The organism is Marinobacter goseongensis (assembly GCF_023156235.1).
Taxonomy (GTDB): domain Bacteria; phylum Pseudomonadota; class Gammaproteobacteria; order Pseudomonadales; family Oleiphilaceae; genus Marinobacter; species Marinobacter goseongensis.
The window spans coordinates 64534-83154 of record NZ_JAKZAI010000009.1 but is presented as its reverse complement, the minus strand read 5'-3'; the positions used below and the strand labels follow the sequence as shown (position 1 = coordinate 83154).

The window sequence follows — 18621 nt, the reverse complement described above, 5'->3', positions numbered from 1 at the left end:
CCTTTAGCAACTCCAAGGGGCTGTTATGCAAGCCCCGCATCCTCCACCTGTTTTGCCTGAACCGCCGTCAGTGCGATGGTGAAGACGATGTCTTCCACCAGTGCGCCACGTGACAGATCGTTCACCGGCTTCCGCAGACCCTGCAACATCGGACCAATACTGATCACGTTGGCACTTCGCTGGACCGCCTTATAGGTGGTGTTTCCGGTGTTCAGGTCGGGGAAGATAAACACCGTGGCACGACCGGCCACCTTGCTGTTCGGCGCCTTGCTTTTAGCGACGCTCTCAATGGCGGCGGCATCGTACTGCAGTGGACCGTCGATCAGCAGGTCCGGGCGGCGCTCACGGGCAATCCGGGTGGCCTCCCGAACCTTATCAACATCCTGGCCGCTGCCTGACTCACCGGTGCTGTAGCTGATCATGGCGACCACGGGTTCGATGCCAAACGCTTCCGCTGACTCCGCACTCTGGATGGCAATGTCGGCCAGCTCTTCGGCGTTGGGGTCGGGGTTGATGGCGCAATCTCCGTAAACTACCACCTGCTGGGGCAGCAGCATGAAGAACACCGAGGATACGACTTTGGCCTGATCGTGGGTTTTGATCAGTTGCAGGGCAGGGCGCACGGTATTGGCCGTGGTATGGACCGCACCGGAGACCAGCCCGTCGGCTTCGTTCATCGCCACCATCATGGTGCCGAGTACCACGTTGTCCTCCAGCATGGCGTCGGCCATGTCGGTTGTCAGCCCTTTGTGCTTGCGCAGGTCCACCATGGCTGCCACGTATTTTTCACGGTCTTTTGCGGGGTCGATGATCTCGATGTCCTCGGGCAGTTCAAGCCCCTGGGAGTTGGCCACATTACGGATATCGGCAGGCTCGCCGATCAGCGCGCAGGTTGCCAGCCCTCGTTGATGGCAGATGATAGCCGCTTGAACCGTGCGGGGCTCGTTACCCTCCGGCAGTACGATCCGTTTGGCCGCGGCCCGGGCACGCTCGGACAACCGATGCCGGAATGCGGGCGGTGAGAGACGGCTCTGGCGATGAACCTTGAGGTGCTCCTGGAGCCATTCGGTGTCCATGCGGCTAGCGACGGCCTCCATGGCGCTTTCGATGCGATCGGGATCGTCAATGGGGATGGCGTTGGAGAGGTTGGCCAGCTGGTGCGCGGTCTCATAGGTGTTGCTGTCCGCGCGCAGCACCGGCAGCCCGGTGTCCAAGGCACGCCGGCACAGATCGATTACACGGTCATCGGGCATGAGGCCGCCGGTCAGCATGAGTCCGGCCAGTGGCACGCCGTTGAGCGCGGCCACCGCGGTCGCCACGACGATATCCTCACGGTCGCCCGGAGTCACCATCAGCGTCCCGGGTTTCAGGGTATCCACCATGTTGCGAATGGTGCGGGCACACACCGAGACTTTCTGCACCCGGCGCGTGTGCATATGGCCCTCATGTAACACGGGCATACCGGTTTCCCGCGCAATGTCGGAAACCCGCACCGCTAAAAGCTCCGGTTGCCACGGAATGCTGGCCAGCAGCCGGAACCGGCCGTCGCGGAACACGGCGCAGCGTGTCGCAAAATCCACATCGCCGCCAGCCGCGTGGGAATTGATTCTTGGCGTGAATTCCGAACGTTCCGGCTCTCCCACTTTGTTGAGGATCACCGCGATCACATCCGGGTCGGAGGGATCCGCGAACAGGCGAGACGAGAAATCCAGCTCCTCATCCAGCTTTTCCGGAGAGAGGTCCTTGGGAGTACTGACCAGAATGACCTCGGAGCCAAGATTGCGTGCGACCTCCACATTCAGGCGGGCAATGTAGGCCTCGCTGCGGTCCGGAACCAGCCCCTCGATAATCACCACATCGACGATGCTGGCTACCTTCTGGTACTCACCGACCAGGGTTTCCATCAGCAGGTCGGCCTTGCCCTTGTTCAGAAGATGCTGTGCTTCCTTGAGATCAATCGGATCGGGGGGCACGAGATGGCTTCGGGCGCGCACGAAGGCGATCGAGGTGTCCTTACCATCGTTGTGCTGTGACTCGCCCTGATGGACGGATTGGCTGAAGGGTTTGTAGAAGCCCACACTGACCCCCTGGCGCTCCAGCGCGCGGAACAGCCCGAGACAGACCGAGGTGAGACCGGAATCGAGGGAGGTTGGAGCAATAAACAGACTTTTCGCCATGAGCGGGTCCTTTCTGGAGATGCGGTATCAGTGACTGGCGCCTGACCGGGCGATGGTCAGGGCTTCGCTGGCGATAACCCGTTCCTCGTTGGTGGGAATGACCAGGATACGGAAGCGGCTGTCGCCGCTCTCGATGCGGTATTCGCTCTGTTTTCCATGATCCCGGTTCCGCTCGGCGTCGAGCGAGAGCCCGACCAGGGAGAGGTGAGCCAGAGTTTTGCTGCGCACGAGCGCGCTGTTTTCCCCGATACCACCGGTGAACACCAGAGCGTCGAGGCGGGTGAGTGAGGCCATCATCGCTGCAATGTAGCGCGCCAGCCGGAAGCAGAAAACCTCGATAGCCAGTGCCGACGCTTCATGGCCCTGTTCGGCGAGTTCACACAGGGATCGCATGTCATTGGTTTCGCCGGACAGTCCCAATAGACCACTGTCATGGTTGAGTAAGCGGTGAAGGTCCTCCGCATTGATGCCTTTGGAGCGCAGAAAGTCGAACAGGCCGGGATCGATATCGCCACTGCGGGTGCCCATCACCAGTCCTTCGAGCGGTGTGAGTCCCATGCTGGTGTCTACGCTGGCACCATCCCGTATCGCAGTGATGCTGCAGCCGTTGCCAAGGTGTGCGGAAATAATGGATGTCGTTTCCGGCGACTGATTCAGAAGCCGCGCGGTCTCGCTGGCCATGAAGCTGTGGCTGGTGCCGTGGAATCCATAGCGGCGCACGCCCCAGTCCTTGTAGAGGCGCTCCGGCAGCGCGTACCGGTAGGCGTAATCCGGCAGTGTCTGATGGAACGCGGTGTCAAATACCGCTACCTGGGAGACACCTGGGAACAGTTCGCGGGTGGCCTCGATACCGACCAGATTGACCGGGTTGTGCAGTGGCGCGAGGCTGGCGCATTCGTGAATGGCGGACAGGACAGGGTTGTTGATCAGTGCAGCTTCCCGGAAGGTTTCGCCACCATGAACCACCCGGTGGCCAATTGCGACCGGGGCTTCGCGCAACAGGCCCTGAGCCCGCAGTGCGTCTATCAGGGTCTGCAGTGCCTCTTTATGACCGGCATTGGTCGCCAGCGGCAGGGTGTCCCGGGTGCCGGTCAGGCTGGCAAAGGCATCAGGGCCACCGATCCGTTCGGCCAGGCCAGCGGCCAATTTGTTCAGTGAGGTGTCAAACAGTGCCACCTTGAGCGATGAACTGCCGCAGTTGATAACCAGTACCATGGCTTCCATGAAACGAATCATGCTCCTTTAATCAGGCTTCTGATGTGCCTCTGTCAGGCTTGTGCGCGATGGTTGGTGCGCAACCATGTCTCGAAATCAGCGTGGGGGACGGGGCGGCTGTAGAAATAGCCCTGTGAGTAGTCACACCCTTGCTGTTGCAGGAAGTGGGTCTGTGCTTCTTCCTCGACGCCCTCGGCGATGACCGAGAGGCCCAGGCTGTGGGCCATGTTTATGATGGCCTTGACCAGCGATGCGTCTTCCTGCTCTTTCATGACGTCCTGAACGAAGGACTTGTCGATCTTGAGGGTATCAAAGGGGTAGCTCTTGAGGTAGCTCAGGGCGGAGTAACCGGTGCCGAAATCGTCGACCGACAGCCGGATTCCGGCAGCATCCAGTTGCTTGAGGATGTCAGCGGTTTCAATGGTGTTGTCCAGGATCAACCGTTCAGTAATTTCCAGCTCCAGTCTCTCGGCGGCAAGGCCACTGTTGTGCAGGGCGTCCATGACGGCGGCGGTGAAACCCTGATCGCGGAACTGGCGTGGCGAAACGTTCACCGACACGCCAATATCGGTGCCGGTTATCTCCCGCCATTGCACGGCTTTTTTACAGGCCTCCTGCAGCACCCATTCGCCAATCGGTATGATCAGGCCGGTTTCTTCGGCCAGCGGGATAAAACGGTCAGGCATGACCATACCCATGGTGGGATTGTTCCAGCGTAGCAGGGCTTCGGCGCTGCACAGGGCCCCGGAGTCGGTGTGAACAATCGGCTGAAAATACAGCTCGAATTCGTTCAGCTCCAAGGCCCGCCGCATCCTCGATTCCATCTGCAGTCGTTCATGGGAGACTTCGGTCATCTCCGGTGCAAAGTGGGCAAAGGAACTCTTGCCCTTATGTTTGGCCTGGTACATGGCGGCGTCCGCGTGCTGGAGCAGGGTGCCACTGTTATCGGAATCGGTCGGGAACATGGCAATCCCGATACTGGTGGTGACGAACACTTCCTGGCCATTGAGCAGGTAGGCTGGCTCGAAGGTTTTCAGGATGCGCTCCGCCACCTGGGAGGTTGCTTCAGGTCCTGCCAGACCTGGCAGGATCACCAGGAACTCATCGCCCCCCAGTCGCGCGACGGTACTGGTACCGCGCAGACAACTGGAGATGCGGCGGGCGGCCTCAATCAACAGGTTATCGCCGGCGTCGTGGCCGAGGGTGTCGTTGATATGTTTGAAGTTGTCCAGGTCGAGAAACATCACGCCGACCAGCGAATTTTCCCGTCGTGCCTGGGCGAGGGCCAGTTTCAGGCGGTCCAGTGCCAGCATGCGATTAGGCAGGCCGGTCAGAATGTCGTAGTTGGCCTGCCGCAACAGCTGCTGCTCATAGCGTTTGCGGATGCTGATGTCCTCACCGAGAATCAGGTAACCGGTGGCCTCGCCGCTGGAATTCTTGATGGGCGTTACGATCAGCTGCTCCCAGAAACGTTCACCGTTCCGCCTTACGCTGTTCACTTCACCCTGCCAGACGCCCACGCGCTGAACCTGCAGGCGGATGGATTGCCACAGATTACGGGTTTCCCGATGCTCCATGGCGTTCTCGGACAGGGCTCCCGGGTGTTTACCGTGAATCGTTTCGGCGTCATAGCCGGTCAGTTGGGTAAACTTCTGGTTGGCAAATTCGATCCGCCACTGGCGGTCGCAGATCAATACCGACGACGGGCTCTGTTCAATGGCCTTGGAGAATTTCCGGATTTCAGCCGCATCCCGTTCCTGCCGTGCCACATCTTCATTCAAGCGCTCACGCATGTGATTGATGGCATCGGTGACCTGTGCCAGTTCGTCCCGGCGATTGCGCGGCGTGTCTGGCCTATCCAGCCGCAGGGGGTTGGTGGGGTTGGTCAGAGAAAATTCACGGGCATAATCGGCCATGGCGGACAAATGCCGGGTCACAAAATACTGGAAGATCCAGATGATCAGGATGGACACCAGAAAGGTTTTGAAGAACTGGGTGACCAGAATAAAGCCGACCTTGCGCTGCATGTCGGCGTATACGCGATTCAGGTCTGCGGTGACGGTCAGTTCCCCGAGTTTGAACATTTCATCGCCCCGATGAATCAGTTCGAAACTGTGGGAGGTGGTTTTGGCCTGCCGGGGAATCTCGCCCATGACCAGCTCAGAATCGGGCTCGATCCTCAGGCGGAGGTGGACGACGTCGGGCATGCTGAGTATGCCTTCCATCTGGGTTTGCAGAAGTTTTTGATCCAATGCCCACAAGCTGCGGGCCAGACTGGAGGCATAGCCCGTTTCCACCACCAGCATCCGGCTGTCTATCTTCAGGAGGTCTTTGCGGTAATCGGAGTGCAGCTGGATGGCAGAGGCAATCAGTGTGAAAAGTGAGCTGAACAGAAGTATCCATGCAAGCAGCCGAAATGAAAGAGGAGACCCCGTCCGGAAACGTTGAAGACGTGTCGACAGTTTCTGCATGCTGCTAGTTCAGCCACCCTGGCCAGTTTATCGAGGAACAAGAGTTGAGCGTTGGTTATCCTCAGGACTATAGCAGCAGTTTCTTTCAAGTGCCTTGCAAATAAGGGAAAAATAGAGAGAAGTGTGGCCCGGTTCCGGCTTTTGAAGGCCATGTCCCGCGCGGACAGTTTGATGCAGGTCAATACGGTGGAAGCGCCGCAGGCGTAATCTGAAAACCATCAGACAAAACGAAGGTGGAGATCAGGCTATGTATATGGATGCGGTGGTATTTGCCGGTATTGCAACAGTGTTGTTGATGATCGGCTTTCTGGTTGCGGTGGGCGTGTTCGTAATGCGAGATGCAAAGCAGCAGAGAAACGGTGACAGTAAAAATGTCCGGAGCCCGAAAGGAAAGCCGGTGTGACAGAGAGAGAATTGGCGTCCCCTAGGGGGTTCGAACCCCTGTTGCCGCCGTGAAAGGGCGGAGTCCTAGGCCACTAGACGAAGGGGACGCAACGTTCTTACTGACTTGCCTCGTCGAGGTGGCGCGTATATTAAGTAACGACGATTTCTCTGTCAAACAGTTTTTTTGAAAAAAAATCAGGCCCCGGGGTCGTTCAGGCAGTGCTTCAGTTCCCCGGCGAGATGGTCGAAGGTTACCAACGGTCCCTCGGCTTCAAAAATGCGATAAATCGCTTCGGCGACAGCGTGGTGCTGAGGCTCAAGGCTTCGCTTCACGTCTTCCACCGGTGCTTCCATAACGGCCGCGAGTGTGATTTCGTACCGAACCCGGTTTTCTCCGGCACAGAAGTGAAAAGCGCTGTCGCGAGTGCCGGCCTCGGGCATTCCGAGCCGCGTGAAAACCTGGCGGGCGCAGGCAGCGTATTCAGAGTGGACCCGAGAATGGGTGTCAACCAGCCCCTCTTTGCGAGACAGGGCGAGGAGGCTGTCGACCCGTTGTCTGGCCGCCGCGCTGATGTCAGGCAGCGACGCGTTCAGCGTGGTTTCATCGAGGCCACGGGAGGCCAACTGCAACACCGTCAGGTATTCAGCGGTAATCAGACTGCAGGTTTTGAAGCTGTGACCGCGGTCTTCGGCCGCCGCCTGGCCGGGCCACAACGCCATGGCCAGGGTGACAGCAATGACAGGCTGCAGCAGCCGTAGCGCGATCACCGGACGCAACTCTCCAGCGCTTCCTGCAGTTGAGGGTGAGTGAACTGGAAACCCTGTTGTTGCAGCCGCTCCGGGACGGCTTGTTGGCCGGTCAGAAGCAGTCGGGCCATCTCGCCGAGGACCAGTTTCAAGACAGGCTCAGGCGCCGGGAATAGCGCCGGCCGATGGACGGCCTTCGCGAGACAACGGGTGAATTCCCGGTTTGTGACCGGGTTGGGGCTGACCACATTATAGGGGCCGGAGGCCTGCTCTGATTCGAGCATGAACATCAGCGCGGCGACAACGTCATCGCGGTGCACCCAGGGCATGAACTGCCTGCCGGAGCCCAGTCTTCCGCCCAGCCCGAGACGAAAAGGCAGCACCATCCGCTGCAGAAAGCCCCCGCCGGAACCCGCCACCACGCCGGTTCTCGAGAGGCATACCCGCACCCCGTCGTCTTCCAGCTTGAGCGCTTCTGCTTCCCAGTCGCGGCAGAGACGGTGAGTAAACTCGTCATTGGGCGCTGTCGCCTCGGTTACCCGGGCATCGCGCTGATCGCCATAGAATCCTACCGCCGATCCGGATACCAACACCGTCGGTTTGGTCGCCCAACTTCTGGCGACGTTGACCAGGTCACGAGTCAGGCCGATGCGGCTGCTTCTGAGTGCCTGTTTGCGTTGTTCCGACCAGCGCTTGTCGGCAATGCCTTCACCGGCTAGGTTGATGATGGCGTCAAAACCGGGGTGTTCTCTCAGCAACGCCAGATCCGATACCGCTTCGACGCGGCCACAGATCGCCCGCACGTCATTTTCCGGCCGACGGCTCAGTACGGTCAGGTTGTGGCCTTGGGCATTGAGTTTCGGGCACAGGACCTGGCCAATGTAGCCGGTGCCGCCGGTGACAAGAATGCGTTTGCTCATTCGATAGCTCCCTTATCCCGGTTTTGCGTCACCGGGGCGGTTATTTTGCCAGTTCCTGCTCCACGACATCGCGAATCGCGTCACCAAGTTGCGGATTTTCTCCAATGGGTGGCGCCAGATGAATCGACACGCCATGAGTCTGTTCCAGCGCGTCGATCATGGCGGGCACATCCTTGCGCAGATGTCGCCCTGCGGCCAGAAAGAGTGGTACAACCCGGAAATGCCGAACGCCCTCCTGAACCCCTTCCTCTACGATGCGCTCCAGGGAGGGCTCGGCGAGTTCCATATAGGCAACACGCGCTCCGGGCACCGACTCAACGGTGGGCGCGGCCAGTTTTTCGAACGTCTCGCACCAGCGGGCATCGCTGCTGCCGTGTGCGAGGAGAATGATGCGGTGCGCTTCGGCCATGTGGGCTCCTGTGAACAATCTGTAGCTTGTTATCGTAGACGCTTTTCATAAAGTGTAACCCATAGGCCACGGGCACGGGCCCGTGAATCCCCAAACTCTGCAGGTCAGGATACCCCGGTATGTTCGATTGGAAAGACATTCTGGATTTCTGGTTCGGTGAACTTGGTGATGAAGGACTGCCGGACCACGAACATCGCAAACGCTGGTTCCGTGCGGACCGACGCTTCGATCAGGAAATCCGCCACCGGTTTCTGTCGCTGGTGCTGTTTGCATCCGAAGGCGGCCTGAACCACTGGCGAAAACATCCCGGCGGGGTGCTGGCTGAAATCCTGCTGCTGGATCAATTCACCCGCAATATTTTCCGTGGCAGCGCTCTGGCTTTCGAGCACGACCGGCTTGCGCGCAGCCTGACCCGGCAGGCCATGGAAAAAGGCCAGGATATGATGTTGCCCCCGGTGCAAAGGGCGTTTCTGTATATGCCTCTGGAGCACTCGGAACGGCGCGCTGACCAGGACCTGTCGCTCGAGTGTTACGAGCAGCTGGCAGCATCGACGGAGGGCCTTGTGGGCAATCTCATGCAGAGCTTCCTGCAGGCGGCCCGAGATCATCGGGATATAGTGTGCGAGTTCGGCCGTTTTCCCCATCGCAATACAGCTCTCAAGCGCCCCTCTACCCCTGATGAATTGCGTTATCTGGAGCAGGGGCGACGTTTCGGTCAGTAGTGGCCTATGCGTTGTGCAGATTACCGTCTCAGAAGGTGAAAACTGCCGAACCCGTCAAGGTTTCAGACCTCCGTTTCCGTCATTATTTACAAAACATAACAATAACTCCGGGCGGACCGGCAAAGTGTCCGGCACAGCATCGGATGCGAAGGCGACGAAACAGGACAGGGGTCATGGGGCAAGCGCAAACCATAAACGTATGGAATTCACAGGAGCTGCCGGAAGAACGCTCGTTTCGGGAATCCATTCAGTATCATGGCCGCAAGGCCGCAAGAGCGAAAAGCGAACACCGGCGATTACAGATCCTTGAGGCGACGCTGCGCATTGCTGCGCGGGAGGGCCTGCGGGGTATCAAGCATCGGGCAGTTGCCCGCGAGGCCAAGGTGCCGCTGGCCGCAACCACGTATTACTTTCGCGACATTGACGAGCTCATCAGCGACGCCTTCATGCTGTTTGCGGAGCGGGCCCGCGAGGAACTGGGGTGTTTTTACGACACCGTTAATCTGGTGCTTGACAACATGCCGCCAGAGCCTCTGTCGCGTGGTGGGGCTGGTCGTCAGGCCCTGGCATCGCGTCTGAGCGCTATCGCGACTGCTTATCTGGATCAGCAGTTTACGCAGCGCCGGGAGCAAATGCTGGCGGAGCAGGTGTTCCTGATGGAATCCCTGAGAGACGATCAGCTCGCTGGACTCGCCCGGACGTACCGCAGTGTGTGGGTTGCCGGCCTCGAGCAGATTCTGCAGCGTCTGGACTCGCCGGCGCCGGCACGGGATGCCTCGCTTCTGGTAAGCGTCGTACTGGGCCTGGGTTATGACCATTTGTTGAATCGGCAGGCGGCCAACCCGGAAGCACTTGAGGAGGCTGTGCGGCGGATCGTTGGCCTGGTGCTCGCCGTCTGATGTGCTCTTGTGTGGTAAATTGTATAAACAATGTACAACATGACGAGCGTCGCGAATTTCCCTGTTAGAATAGCCGACACTTGAGCTCAGGCTCGGGCTGATGCCCGCTGACCATTTGTTGAGCTGGACTGACAGGATTGACGGAATGCTGAAACCGAAACAGTCAAAACACGGCGTTTTCCGGGCTACTACGGTGGCCCTCATGCTCGCCCTCCCGGCACTGACCAGCGCGTCTGACTTTGACCCATCGCTTTTTTCCCGGCTATCAAGTGTTGCACCCACGCTGAATGTGGATGTTCTTCAGAGCGCACTGAGCGCGTCGGCCTGCGCAGTGCGCAACGGCGTCGAGATGCCGGCCAGGCTCGCGGTGATCGATTTTTCCCTGCCGTCCAGTGTCGAGCGGCTCTGGATTTTTGATCTGCAGACCGGCGAACTTGTGCTGCAGGATCTGGTGGCGCATGGCAAGAACTCCGGCACGCTGGAGTCCAACGCATTCTCAAACATCGAGGGCAGCCACCAGTCCAGCATCGGCCTGTTCAGGGCCAGTGAATCCTACCGGGGTAAACACGGTTATTCGCTCAGGCTGGACGGCCTGGAGCCGGGCATCAACGATCTGGCGCGCCAGCGTGCCATCGTTATTCACGGGGCCGACTATGTAAACGACACCTGGGTAAAGGATTACGGGCGCATTGGCCGCAGCCATGGCTGCCCTGCCGTTGATCAGCAGGTGGTCAGGCAGGTGGTTGATCACCTCAAAGGGGGGCAGTTGGTGTTCAAGTATTACCCCGACCAGGAATGGTTGCAGTCTTCCGGCTACCTGAACTGTGATACTGGGCGTATGGCCAGTGCGTCTGAGCAGGGCGCCAGCCGGACCTGATCACGGTTCCATCAGGCCGTCAAAAACATGAAAAAAAGTGGTTGACGGCCGCCAGTGAATCCGTAGAATACGCCTCCGTTGTCGGCCTCAAGCCAGCACCGAATTGCGGGAATAGCTCAGTTGGTAGAGCACAACCTTGCCAAGGTTGGGGTCGCGAGTTCGAATCTCGTTTCCCGCTCCAGATTCCGGAAACCCGGCCTTTAAAACGGCCGGGTTTCTTCGTTTCGGCCCCCTCCAATTTCCACGTTTTCCGGTCAACTCGGGTATACTCTCTGGCCCTGCATTTCTATTCTGCCAGCCGTGGGAGCCAACGTGCGCGTTCATGCCCTGTATCTGTATCCGGTCAAGTCCCTTGCTGGCATTCCTGTGTCCTCATTCGGCCTGGATAACTTCGGACCGCGGGGAGATCGCCGCTGGATGATCGTTGATGCCGATGATCAGTTTGTGACCCAACGCGATCATCCCGAACTGGCAACGGTGACGACATCCATCGACGGCGATTGTGTTACCGTAACCATACCCGGCGAGGGCAGGTTCCCGTTGCAGGCAACCGCGAATGAAACTCGCGCCCGGATCTGGCAGGACTGGGTAAAAGCCCTGTTGGGCGAGCCGGTTGCCTCTGCGGCACTGAGTCGGTTTTGTGGCACGGATCTCCGGTTTGTTTATATGCCGGATGAGACCTTTCGCCGAGTTGATGCCGGTCGGGTGACGGACATCAGGCGGGTGGGTTTCGCCGATGGATTTCCGCTGCTGGTGGCCAATCTGTTGTCGCTCGAGGAGCTCAACACGCGCCTTGAAACTCCGGTGGAGATGATCCGCTTCCGTCCCAATATTGTGATTGAGGGCGCCGGTGCGTGGCAGGAGGACCATTGGCATGAACTTCAGATTGCGGATCAGCGGGTCAGGTTGGTCAAGCCCTGTTCCCGCTGCGTGATGACAACCGTTGATCCGTTGACAGGCACCAAAGCTGCCAGCCTTCAACCCCTTCGAACCCTGGGGCAATACCGGCGTACTGAGGATGGCGTCATTTTCGGTATGAATGGGATTCACGAAACACCGGGTCGGATCAGTGTTGGCGATCCGGTCATTCACAGAACCACGGAGTAACAACAGGTGCCATTGTTAACGCTGGATGCCATTTCCCTGGCTTTTGGTATGCAGCCATTGCTGGACCAGGCCTCGCTGAATATTGAAGCAGGAGAGCGTGTTTGCCTTCTGGGTCGAAACGGAGAGGGGAAATCAACGCTGCTCAAGATTGTCAGCGGTGACGTGACCCCCGATGGAGGAGTAGTGCGGCTGGACGAGGGCGCGGTACTGGCAGTGTTGCCGCAGAACCTGCCGGCCACCGATACCCGCACGGCTTATGAGGCGGTTGCCAGTGCGTTCCCGGAAACAGGGCAGCTGCTTACCCGGTTTCACGCGCTTGCCCAGAATGCCGACGAGGCCAGTCTTGATGAAATGATGAAAGTGCAGGAGCGTCTGGAGGCACTGGATGGCTGGCGTCTGGATCAGAAAGTCACCGCCATACTTGCACAGTATCGCATCGATCCCGAACAGCGCCTGAACACCCTGTCTGGTGGCTGGCAGCGCCGCGTTCTGCTGGCAAAGGCGCTGGTTGCAGAACCGGACATCCTGTTGCTGGACGAGCCGACCAACCACCTGGATGTCCCCGCCATCGCCTGGCTGGAAGAGGCCCTCGGTCAGTTTCGTGGTGCCATGCTGTTCGTCAGTCACGATCGAGCCTTTATTCGGAAAATGGCGACCCGGGTTGTGGAGCTGGATCGAGGTAAACTGGTCAGCTTTTCAGCGAGTTACGACAAATACCTCGAACTCAAGGAAAAAGCGCTTGAGGAAGAGGAGCGGCAGAATGCGCTGTTCGACAAGCGCCTCAAGCAGGAAGAGGTGTGGATTCGACAGGGCATCAAGGCACGACGGACCCGCAATATGGGGCGCGTTCGCGCCCTCAAGGCCATGCGTGAAGAGCATCGTCAACGGCGAGTGCGCGGCGGCACTGCCAGCTTCGTGGTCGAGGATGCGGCGCGCTCCGGCAAGCTGGTGGTTGAGGCGAAAGAGGCCGGATTCCGCTACCCAGATGCTACGCCAGTGCTCAGCGACATGAATCTGACGATTCTGCGAGGCGACAAGATCGGTCTGGTAGGTGAGAACGGCACCGGTAAAACCACCCTGGTTCGTCTGTTGCTGGGTGATCTGGAGCCGACAGAGGGCAGTATCCGACGCGGAACCAATCTGGAAGTGGCGTACTTCGACCAGTTGCGCGGTGAACTGGATCTGGAGCGCAATGCCTTGGACAACCTGTCAGAGGGCCGTGAGTTCATTGAAATCAACGGCCAGAGCAAGCATGTGCTGGGCTACCTGCAGGAGTTCCTGTTCAGTCCGCAGCGCGCCCGCTCACCGGTAAGCGTGTTTTCCGGCGGCGAGCGGGCGCGGCTGCTGCTCGCCAAACTGTTCAGCAAGCCCGCCAATATTCTGGTGCTCGACGAGCCGACCAACGATTTGGATGTCGAAACTCTGGAGTTGCTGGAGGCCCAGCTGGTGGAATTCAAGGGTACAGTGATTGTGATCAGTCACGACCGGGAGTTTCTGGACAACGTTGTCACCGACACCATCTTTTTGGATGGCAGTGGCGCCGTGAAAGAGTATGTGGGCGGCTACAGCGACTGGCGGCGTCAAGGTGGCGCATTCCCTGCGGAACAGAAAGCGGCGCCTACGCGAAAGCCTGTCAAACCGGAACCCGCGCCCAGTATTGAAAAAAGCGAGATACCAGAGCAGAAAGAGCCCGTAGCTGTGGCGGAATCCACAAAAACGAAACCGGTAAAACTCAGTTACAAGCTTAAGCTTGAGCTTGAGGAATTACCGGGCAAAATTGAGGCTCTGGAGAGCGAAGTGGCTGCATTGCAGGCAAGCATTTCTGATCCGGACTTTTATTCAGGCCCACCGAACGAAGTCTCGGCGACTCTGGATGCGTTGACAGAAACGGAATCCCGTCTGGAAAAGGTTATCGAGCGGTGGATGGAGCTGGAAGAACAGGCCAATCAATGAACGTTAATTACAATTTCAAATTTCAGGATGGGCGTCAGGTTGAATTCAAGGTCACCGACCAGCCGGCTGAGGTGGTCTCGCCCCCGCCGGCATGGACGCGGCTGGAGCACTGTCAGTGCTCCAATTGTCCACTGAAGTCCGCGAACTCTCCCCACTGTCCGGCTGCCATTGAAATTCTGCCGGTGGTCAATGCCTTTCAGGCGGAAGATGCCTATCAGAAAGTGGATGTGTCCGTCACCGACGACAGGCGCACCTATTCCAAGACCACGGCGCTTGAGGAAGCGTTGCGTTCGCTGTTGGGGTTGAAAATGGCCACGAGTGGGTGCCCCGTGCTGGGCGAATTGAAGCCGATGGCGGTGCATCATCTGCCGTTCGCCAGCACCGATGAATTTATCATGCGCAGCGTGTCCCATTATCTGTTGCAGCAGTACTTTGCCCAGCGTAATCACCGGGACCCCGATTGGGATCTGAAAGGGCTGGTGGAGCGCAATCAGCGGTTACAGCTGGTCAACCAGGCACTGTGGCAAAGGATTCACTCGGTCTGCAAAGGCGACAGCAACCTCAAGGCATTACTGAACTTTTTCTCGATGGCTTCCAGTGTCAGTTTCTCCCTGGAAAGTCAGTTGCGTAAGCTGGAGAGCAAAATGGAGGGTGGGGCAGAGCACTGACCCCGTGTTGACAGCGGATGTGCCCGGTGCCGGATGTGCGGCGCCGGGCACAACCTGTCAATGAATGCGTACGGCCAGTACGTCGCACTCGGTACCGTGCAGAACGCCGTTTGCCGTTGAGCCCAGTAGCAACTGGAACCCCTTTCGCCCGTGGCTTCCCACGATCACCAGATCCACGCCGTGTTCCTTCGCCAGTCGGTGAATTTCCGATTCTGGCCGGCCGACGGACACCACCTGATTCTCCTCGCGAACATCATACTGGGTTCCATAGGTCGTCAGCTGTTCCCTGGCAGCCTTGTCGAGCTGGTCCTGCAGTTCGGTCAGATCCATCGGGATGTCGCCGCCATAGGCGTAGCCTACCGGCTCAACCACATGTACCAGGACCAGTTCGGCCTGGTGTGCCCTGCAGACCTCCACGGCCTTGGTCAGCACCTGTGGTGCCTCTTCGGTAAGGTCGATGGCAACCAGCACTTTCTTGTATGTAGGCATCGCATTGCTCCTTGGCGAACAGGGTGTTGTCTTACAGCATAACAATGAACTCAGGATAGTCGAGTTGTTGGGGGCGGGAAGTGACGGGCATCAAGAAGCGGGGCGGTTAACGTTAGCGAAGACCGCAGGCGAGGGGCCGCGATGGCGCAGCCCCGGGTAGGTCAGGCGTTTTCCTGCAGCAGTTCAATGGCGGTGGACAGCCCCTGCAGAATGCCCTTCGAATATCGGTCAATCACGAACGACACGTTGTTATCGTTATAGTTGATGTAAGAGCCGCGAATGAACTGCCATTTCGAGGACAGGTCGTTGAGTGCGGTATTCAGTTGGCCTTCACTGGAGCCCTTGTTGATTTCACTGAGCAGGGCGTCGAATTCCAGCGCCTGCTCATCAAGCGGGATGTCAGAGGAGGAGCCCTGGAATGTCTGAGCAACCGTTGAATGGGTGCGAGCGGAGTACTTGGCCATCATTTGTGCCATTGTGATGGCGGCTGAACGGGCCGCTTCCACCCGCGGGTTGTCGCCGGTTTCGCCGCTGTCCTGGGCAATCACGTAGAGCGCTGTGGCCTTTTCGCTCAGGGCCGAGGCCTGGTTGGCCATGTCAGAAACCAGCCTCAAATCCGGGTAGCCGGTGTTGCGCACATCATTGATGTTGTCGCGCATCAGATTCTTGAAGGTGTCGAAGGCCTGGTTGAGGCCTTCAACCTGCTCCTCGCTGAGAATGCCGACTGTGCTTTCGGCCAGATCGTTCATGGAGGTATTGGCTTCATTGATACTGCCGACGATTTCGTTGAGAGTGTCGGTGTCCCCTGTGGCACTGAAACGGTAGTAGGCATCAAGGGCGAGGTAATTGCTGACACGGAAGTTGTGGAGATCCGCCAGGAATCCGTCTCCGGTTTCTGCCCGGGCCGTCAGGGAGGTGAGGGCTAGCAGAATCAAAGCTGCCACCAGTGAGCGTACCCGCAGGCGAGCGTCGTACATCGGAAATGTCTCCGTCAATGGGTTTTATTATTGTGGACTAAGGTCTTAAACCGAAGGTAAAGTAACTCTACCGGCCGATCAAGCGGTTTTACAGCCCGTAACACGGGGCAATTGTAAAGAACTGACAAATTTGCGTGACGAAGTTCCGGTTTCCTGTTCAGACATGGATGTACCGCACTGAAAAACAACAAATCCAAACCACAAATTCCCCGGTGCCTTCACGGACGTGGAGACTTTTGCGCCGATTTTTCCGAAACAAATTGACAAATGAGCTGTTTTTTTTCATCGTGTGCCCTCACGATTCAAACGACTGTATGAATTTTGAATCGGTTTATCGGGCAGTGACCGAAATCTCGCTGCATCCGCAGGCCTTTGCCGACCACCTCCTGAAGGCGAAGCGTTTGCAGGCAGTTCCAAACACAGACTGGAGATCAGTTGATGATTTACGAAGGTAAAGCCATCACGGTTAAAGAGATCGAAGGCGGGATCGCTCAGTTGAACTTTGACTTGCAGGGCGAGTCAGTCAACAAGTTCAACCGTCTCACTATTGAAGAGCTCCACGCCGCGACTGACGCACTGAAAGCGCAGAAGAAACTCGAGGGTCTGGTGGTAACCAGCTCCAAGGACAGCTTCATTGTTGGTGCCGACATTACCGAATTCACCGAGTTGTTTGCCGGCTCGGAAGAGGATCTGGTAGCCAACAACCTCAAGGCTAATGACGTCTTCAACGCTATTGAAGACCTGCCGTTCCCGACCGTGACTGCCATCAACGGTATGGCGCTGGGTGGCGGTTTTGAAATGTGTCTCGCCACCGACTACCGGGTTATGGATCCGAAGGCCAAAGTGGGTCTGCCGGAAGTCAAGTTGGGCATCTTCCCGGGCTTCGGCGGTACCGTTCGCCTGTCCCGCCTGGTGGGTGTGGATAACGCTGTTGAGTGGATTTGCGGTGGTACTGAAAACCGCGCTGACGCTGCGCTGAAAACCGGTGCCGTTGATGCCGTCGTCGAGTCTGCCAAGCTGGTAGAAGCTGCCGTTGCCATCATCAACCAGTGCAACGAGGGCAAGCTGGATTACCAGGCCCGTCGTGACGAGAAGAAGGGCAAGATCAAGCTGAACGCCATGGAAAGCATGATGGCGTTCGAGATCTCCAAGGCGTTTGTGGGTGCCAAAGCGGGTCGGAACTATCCTGCGCCGGTTGAAGCCATCAAGACCATGCAGAAGCACGCCGGCATGACCCGTGACAAGGCCATCGAAGTGGAAGCCAAAGGCTTCGCCAAAATGGCCAAAACCAACGTTGCGGCCTGTCTGGTAGGCCTGTTCCTGAACGATCAGGAACTCAAGAAAAAGGCCAAGGCGTGGGAGAAGGAAGCCAATGATGTCAACCTGGCCGCTGTTCTCGGCGCCGGTATCATGGGCGGCGGCGTGGCGTTCCAGTCAGCGCTGAAAGGCACCCCGATTGTCATGAAAGACATCAACCAGGACGGTATCGCCCTGGGTCTGAAAGAAGCCAAGAAGCTGCTGACCAAGCGTGTCCAGAAGGGCAAGATGAAGCCGGAGCAGATGGCTGACGTCCTGAACAGCATCACGCCGACCCTCAACTACGGTGACTTCAAGAACGTTGACCTGGTGGTTGAAGCGGTTGTTGAAAACCCGAAGGTAAAAGATGCGGTTCTGCGTGAGACTGAAGACAATGTGCGTGAAGACGCCATCCTGACGTCCAACACCTCCACCATTTCCATCGACCTTCTGGCCAAGAACCTGAAGCGTCCCGAAAACTTCTGTGGCATGCACTTCTTCAACCCGGTGCACATGATGCCGTTGGTTGAAGTTATCCGTGGCAAGAAAACCAGTGATCGCGCCATCGCGACCACCGTCGCCTACGCGAAAGCGATGGGCAAGACGCCGATCGTGGTAAACGATTGCCCGGGCTTCCTGGTCAACCGTGTCCTGTTCCCGTACTTCGGTGGCTTCATCGGCCTGGTGCGTGACGGTGCTGATTTCCAGAAAGTCGACAAGGTAATGGAAAAGTTTGGCTGGCCGATGGGTCCTGCATACCTGCTGGACGTCGTTGGCATGGACACCGGCAAGCACGCTGGTGAAGTGATGGCTGATGGCTTTCCGGACCGGATGAAGCACGAAGGCACCACCGCCATTGACGTGATGTTCGAGAACAAGCGCTACGGTCAGAAGAATGACAAGGGCTTCTACAAGTACGAACTCGACCGGAAGGGCAAGCAGAAGAAGGTTGTCGACGAAGAAACCTACAAGCTGCTTGAGCCGATCGTTCAGAGCAAGAAAGACTTCGAAGAAGACGACATCATCGCCCGCATGATGATCCCGCTGTGCCTTGAAACCGTTCGCTGTCTGGAAGATGGCATCGTTGAGGATCCGGCCGACGCGGACATGGGTCTGATCTTCGGTATCGGTTTCCCGCCGTTCCGTGGTGGCGCCCTGCGCTATATCGACGACCTGGGCGTGGACAAGTTCGTCGAACTGGCAGACAAGTATGCAGATCTGGGTCCTCTATACCACCCGACCGAGAAGCTGCGTGAAATGGCCAAGACTGGCAAGAAGTTCTTTGGCTAACCCTGATTCCGAACGGAGAA

16 protein-coding genes and 2 tRNA genes are annotated in these 18621 nt (G+C 58.0%); 9 read left to right on the top strand and 9 right to left on the bottom strand.

Going from position 1 to position 18621, the window contains the following annotated elements:
* Positions 1 to 23 precede the first annotated feature (23 nt).
* The 3 genes from pta to MLC70_RS09935 are packed head-to-tail and all read right to left on the bottom strand — an operon-like array spanning position 24 to position 5863.
* Positions 24 to 2177, bottom strand: a complete 2154-nt coding sequence (gene pta / locus MLC70_RS09945; protein WP_248183515.1) for a phosphate acetyltransferase — start codon at positions 2175 to 2177, stop codon at positions 24 to 26.
* A gap of 27 nt (positions 2178 to 2204) precedes the next feature.
* Positions 2205 to 3401, bottom strand: coding sequence for an acetate/propionate family kinase (locus MLC70_RS09940; protein ID WP_248183623.1), 1197 nt, complete (start codon positions 3399 to 3401; stop codon positions 2205 to 2207).
* Between the two features lie 44 nt (positions 3402 to 3445).
* On the bottom strand, positions 3446 to 5863 hold the full coding sequence (locus MLC70_RS09935) for a bifunctional diguanylate cyclase/phosphodiesterase (protein WP_248183514.1): 2418 nt from the start codon (positions 5861 to 5863) through the stop codon (positions 3446 to 3448).
* Between the two features lie 247 nt (positions 5864 to 6110).
* Here MLC70_RS09935 and ccoM point away from each other — a divergent pair, with 247 nt between their 5' ends.
* Entirely contained in the window at positions 6111 to 6266 is a 156-nt protein-coding gene (ccoM, locus tag MLC70_RS09930) for a cytochrome c oxidase subunit CcoM (RefSeq protein WP_248183513.1), read from the top strand.
* A gap of 12 nt (positions 6267 to 6278) precedes the next feature.
* On the opposite strand, the gene MLC70_RS09925 is transcribed toward ccoM, so the two are convergent.
* From MLC70_RS09925 to MLC70_RS09910, 4 genes are all read right to left on the bottom strand, one after another.
* A tRNA-Glu gene (locus MLC70_RS09925) sits at positions 6279 to 6354 on the bottom strand.
* A gap of 88 nt (positions 6355 to 6442) precedes the next feature.
* The gene (locus MLC70_RS09920; RefSeq protein WP_248183512.1) at positions 6443 to 7015 is read right to left on the bottom strand and encodes a hypothetical protein; all 573 of its coding nucleotides are present in this window, start codon (positions 7013 to 7015) and stop codon (positions 6443 to 6445) included.
* Complete coding sequence (locus MLC70_RS09915; protein WP_248183511.1) at positions 7012 to 7914, bottom strand: TIGR01777 family oxidoreductase; 903 nt, start codon at positions 7912 to 7914, stop codon at positions 7012 to 7014. The genes MLC70_RS09920 and MLC70_RS09915 overlap by 4 nt, the downstream gene beginning before the upstream one ends.
* A gap of 40 nt (positions 7915 to 7954) precedes the next feature.
* Positions 7955 to 8323 carry a sirohydrochlorin chelatase gene (locus MLC70_RS09910; protein ID WP_248183510.1) on the bottom strand — a complete coding sequence of 123 codons (369 nt, stop codon included), beginning with the start codon at positions 8321 to 8323 and terminating at the stop codon, positions 7955 to 7957.
* A gap of 119 nt (positions 8324 to 8442) precedes the next feature.
* Between MLC70_RS09910 and MLC70_RS09905 the strand changes: the two genes are divergently transcribed.
* The 7 genes from MLC70_RS09905 (at position 8443) to MLC70_RS09875 (ending at position 14549) form a co-directional block, all read left to right on the top strand.
* A complete protein-coding gene (locus tag MLC70_RS09905) occupies positions 8443 to 9045 on the top strand; it encodes a DUF924 family protein (protein ID WP_248183509.1) in 603 nt (200 codons plus the stop codon).
* Positions 9046 to 9218: 173 nt separating this feature from the next.
* Positions 9219 to 9944, top strand: coding sequence for a TetR/AcrR family transcriptional regulator (locus tag MLC70_RS09900; protein WP_248183508.1), 726 nt, complete (start codon positions 9219 to 9221; stop codon positions 9942 to 9944).
* A 202-nt stretch (positions 9945 to 10146) separates the two neighbouring features.
* Positions 10147 to 10821, top strand: coding sequence for a murein L,D-transpeptidase catalytic domain family protein (locus MLC70_RS09895; RefSeq protein WP_248183622.1), 675 nt, complete (start codon positions 10147 to 10149; stop codon positions 10819 to 10821).
* 105 nt (positions 10822 to 10926) lie between these two features.
* Positions 10927 to 11002 (top strand) — tRNA-Gly (locus MLC70_RS09890).
* A gap of 131 nt (positions 11003 to 11133) precedes the next feature.
* The gene (locus tag MLC70_RS09885) at positions 11134 to 11928 is read left to right on the top strand and encodes an MOSC domain-containing protein (protein WP_248183507.1); all 795 of its coding nucleotides are present in this window, start codon (positions 11134 to 11136) and stop codon (positions 11926 to 11928) included.
* 6 nt (positions 11929 to 11934) lie between these two features.
* Positions 11935 to 13881, top strand: a complete 1947-nt coding sequence (locus MLC70_RS09880) for an ATP-binding cassette domain-containing protein (protein WP_248183506.1) — start codon at positions 11935 to 11937, stop codon at positions 13879 to 13881.
* On the top strand, positions 13878 to 14549 hold the full coding sequence (locus tag MLC70_RS09875; protein WP_248183505.1) for a DUF6901 family protein: 672 nt from the start codon (positions 13878 to 13880) through the stop codon (positions 14547 to 14549). Before MLC70_RS09880 ends, MLC70_RS09875 begins: the two co-directional genes overlap by 4 nt.
* A gap of 57 nt (positions 14550 to 14606) precedes the next feature.
* On the opposite strand, the gene MLC70_RS09870 is transcribed toward MLC70_RS09875, so the two are convergent.
* Positions 14607 to 15038, bottom strand: coding sequence for a universal stress protein (locus tag MLC70_RS09870; protein ID WP_248183504.1), 432 nt, complete (start codon positions 15036 to 15038; stop codon positions 14607 to 14609).
* A 161-nt stretch (positions 15039 to 15199) separates the two neighbouring features.
* Positions 15200 to 16015 carry a hypothetical protein gene (locus tag MLC70_RS09865; RefSeq protein ID WP_248183503.1) on the bottom strand — a complete coding sequence of 272 codons (816 nt, stop codon included), beginning with the start codon at positions 16013 to 16015 and terminating at the stop codon, positions 15200 to 15202.
* A gap of 438 nt (positions 16016 to 16453) precedes the next feature.
* Between MLC70_RS09865 and fadB the strand changes: the two genes are divergently transcribed.
* Positions 16454 to 18601, top strand: a complete 2148-nt coding sequence (fadB, locus tag MLC70_RS09860; RefSeq protein WP_248183502.1) for a fatty acid oxidation complex subunit alpha FadB — start codon at positions 16454 to 16456, stop codon at positions 18599 to 18601.
* Positions 18602 to 18621 lie beyond the last annotated feature (20 nt).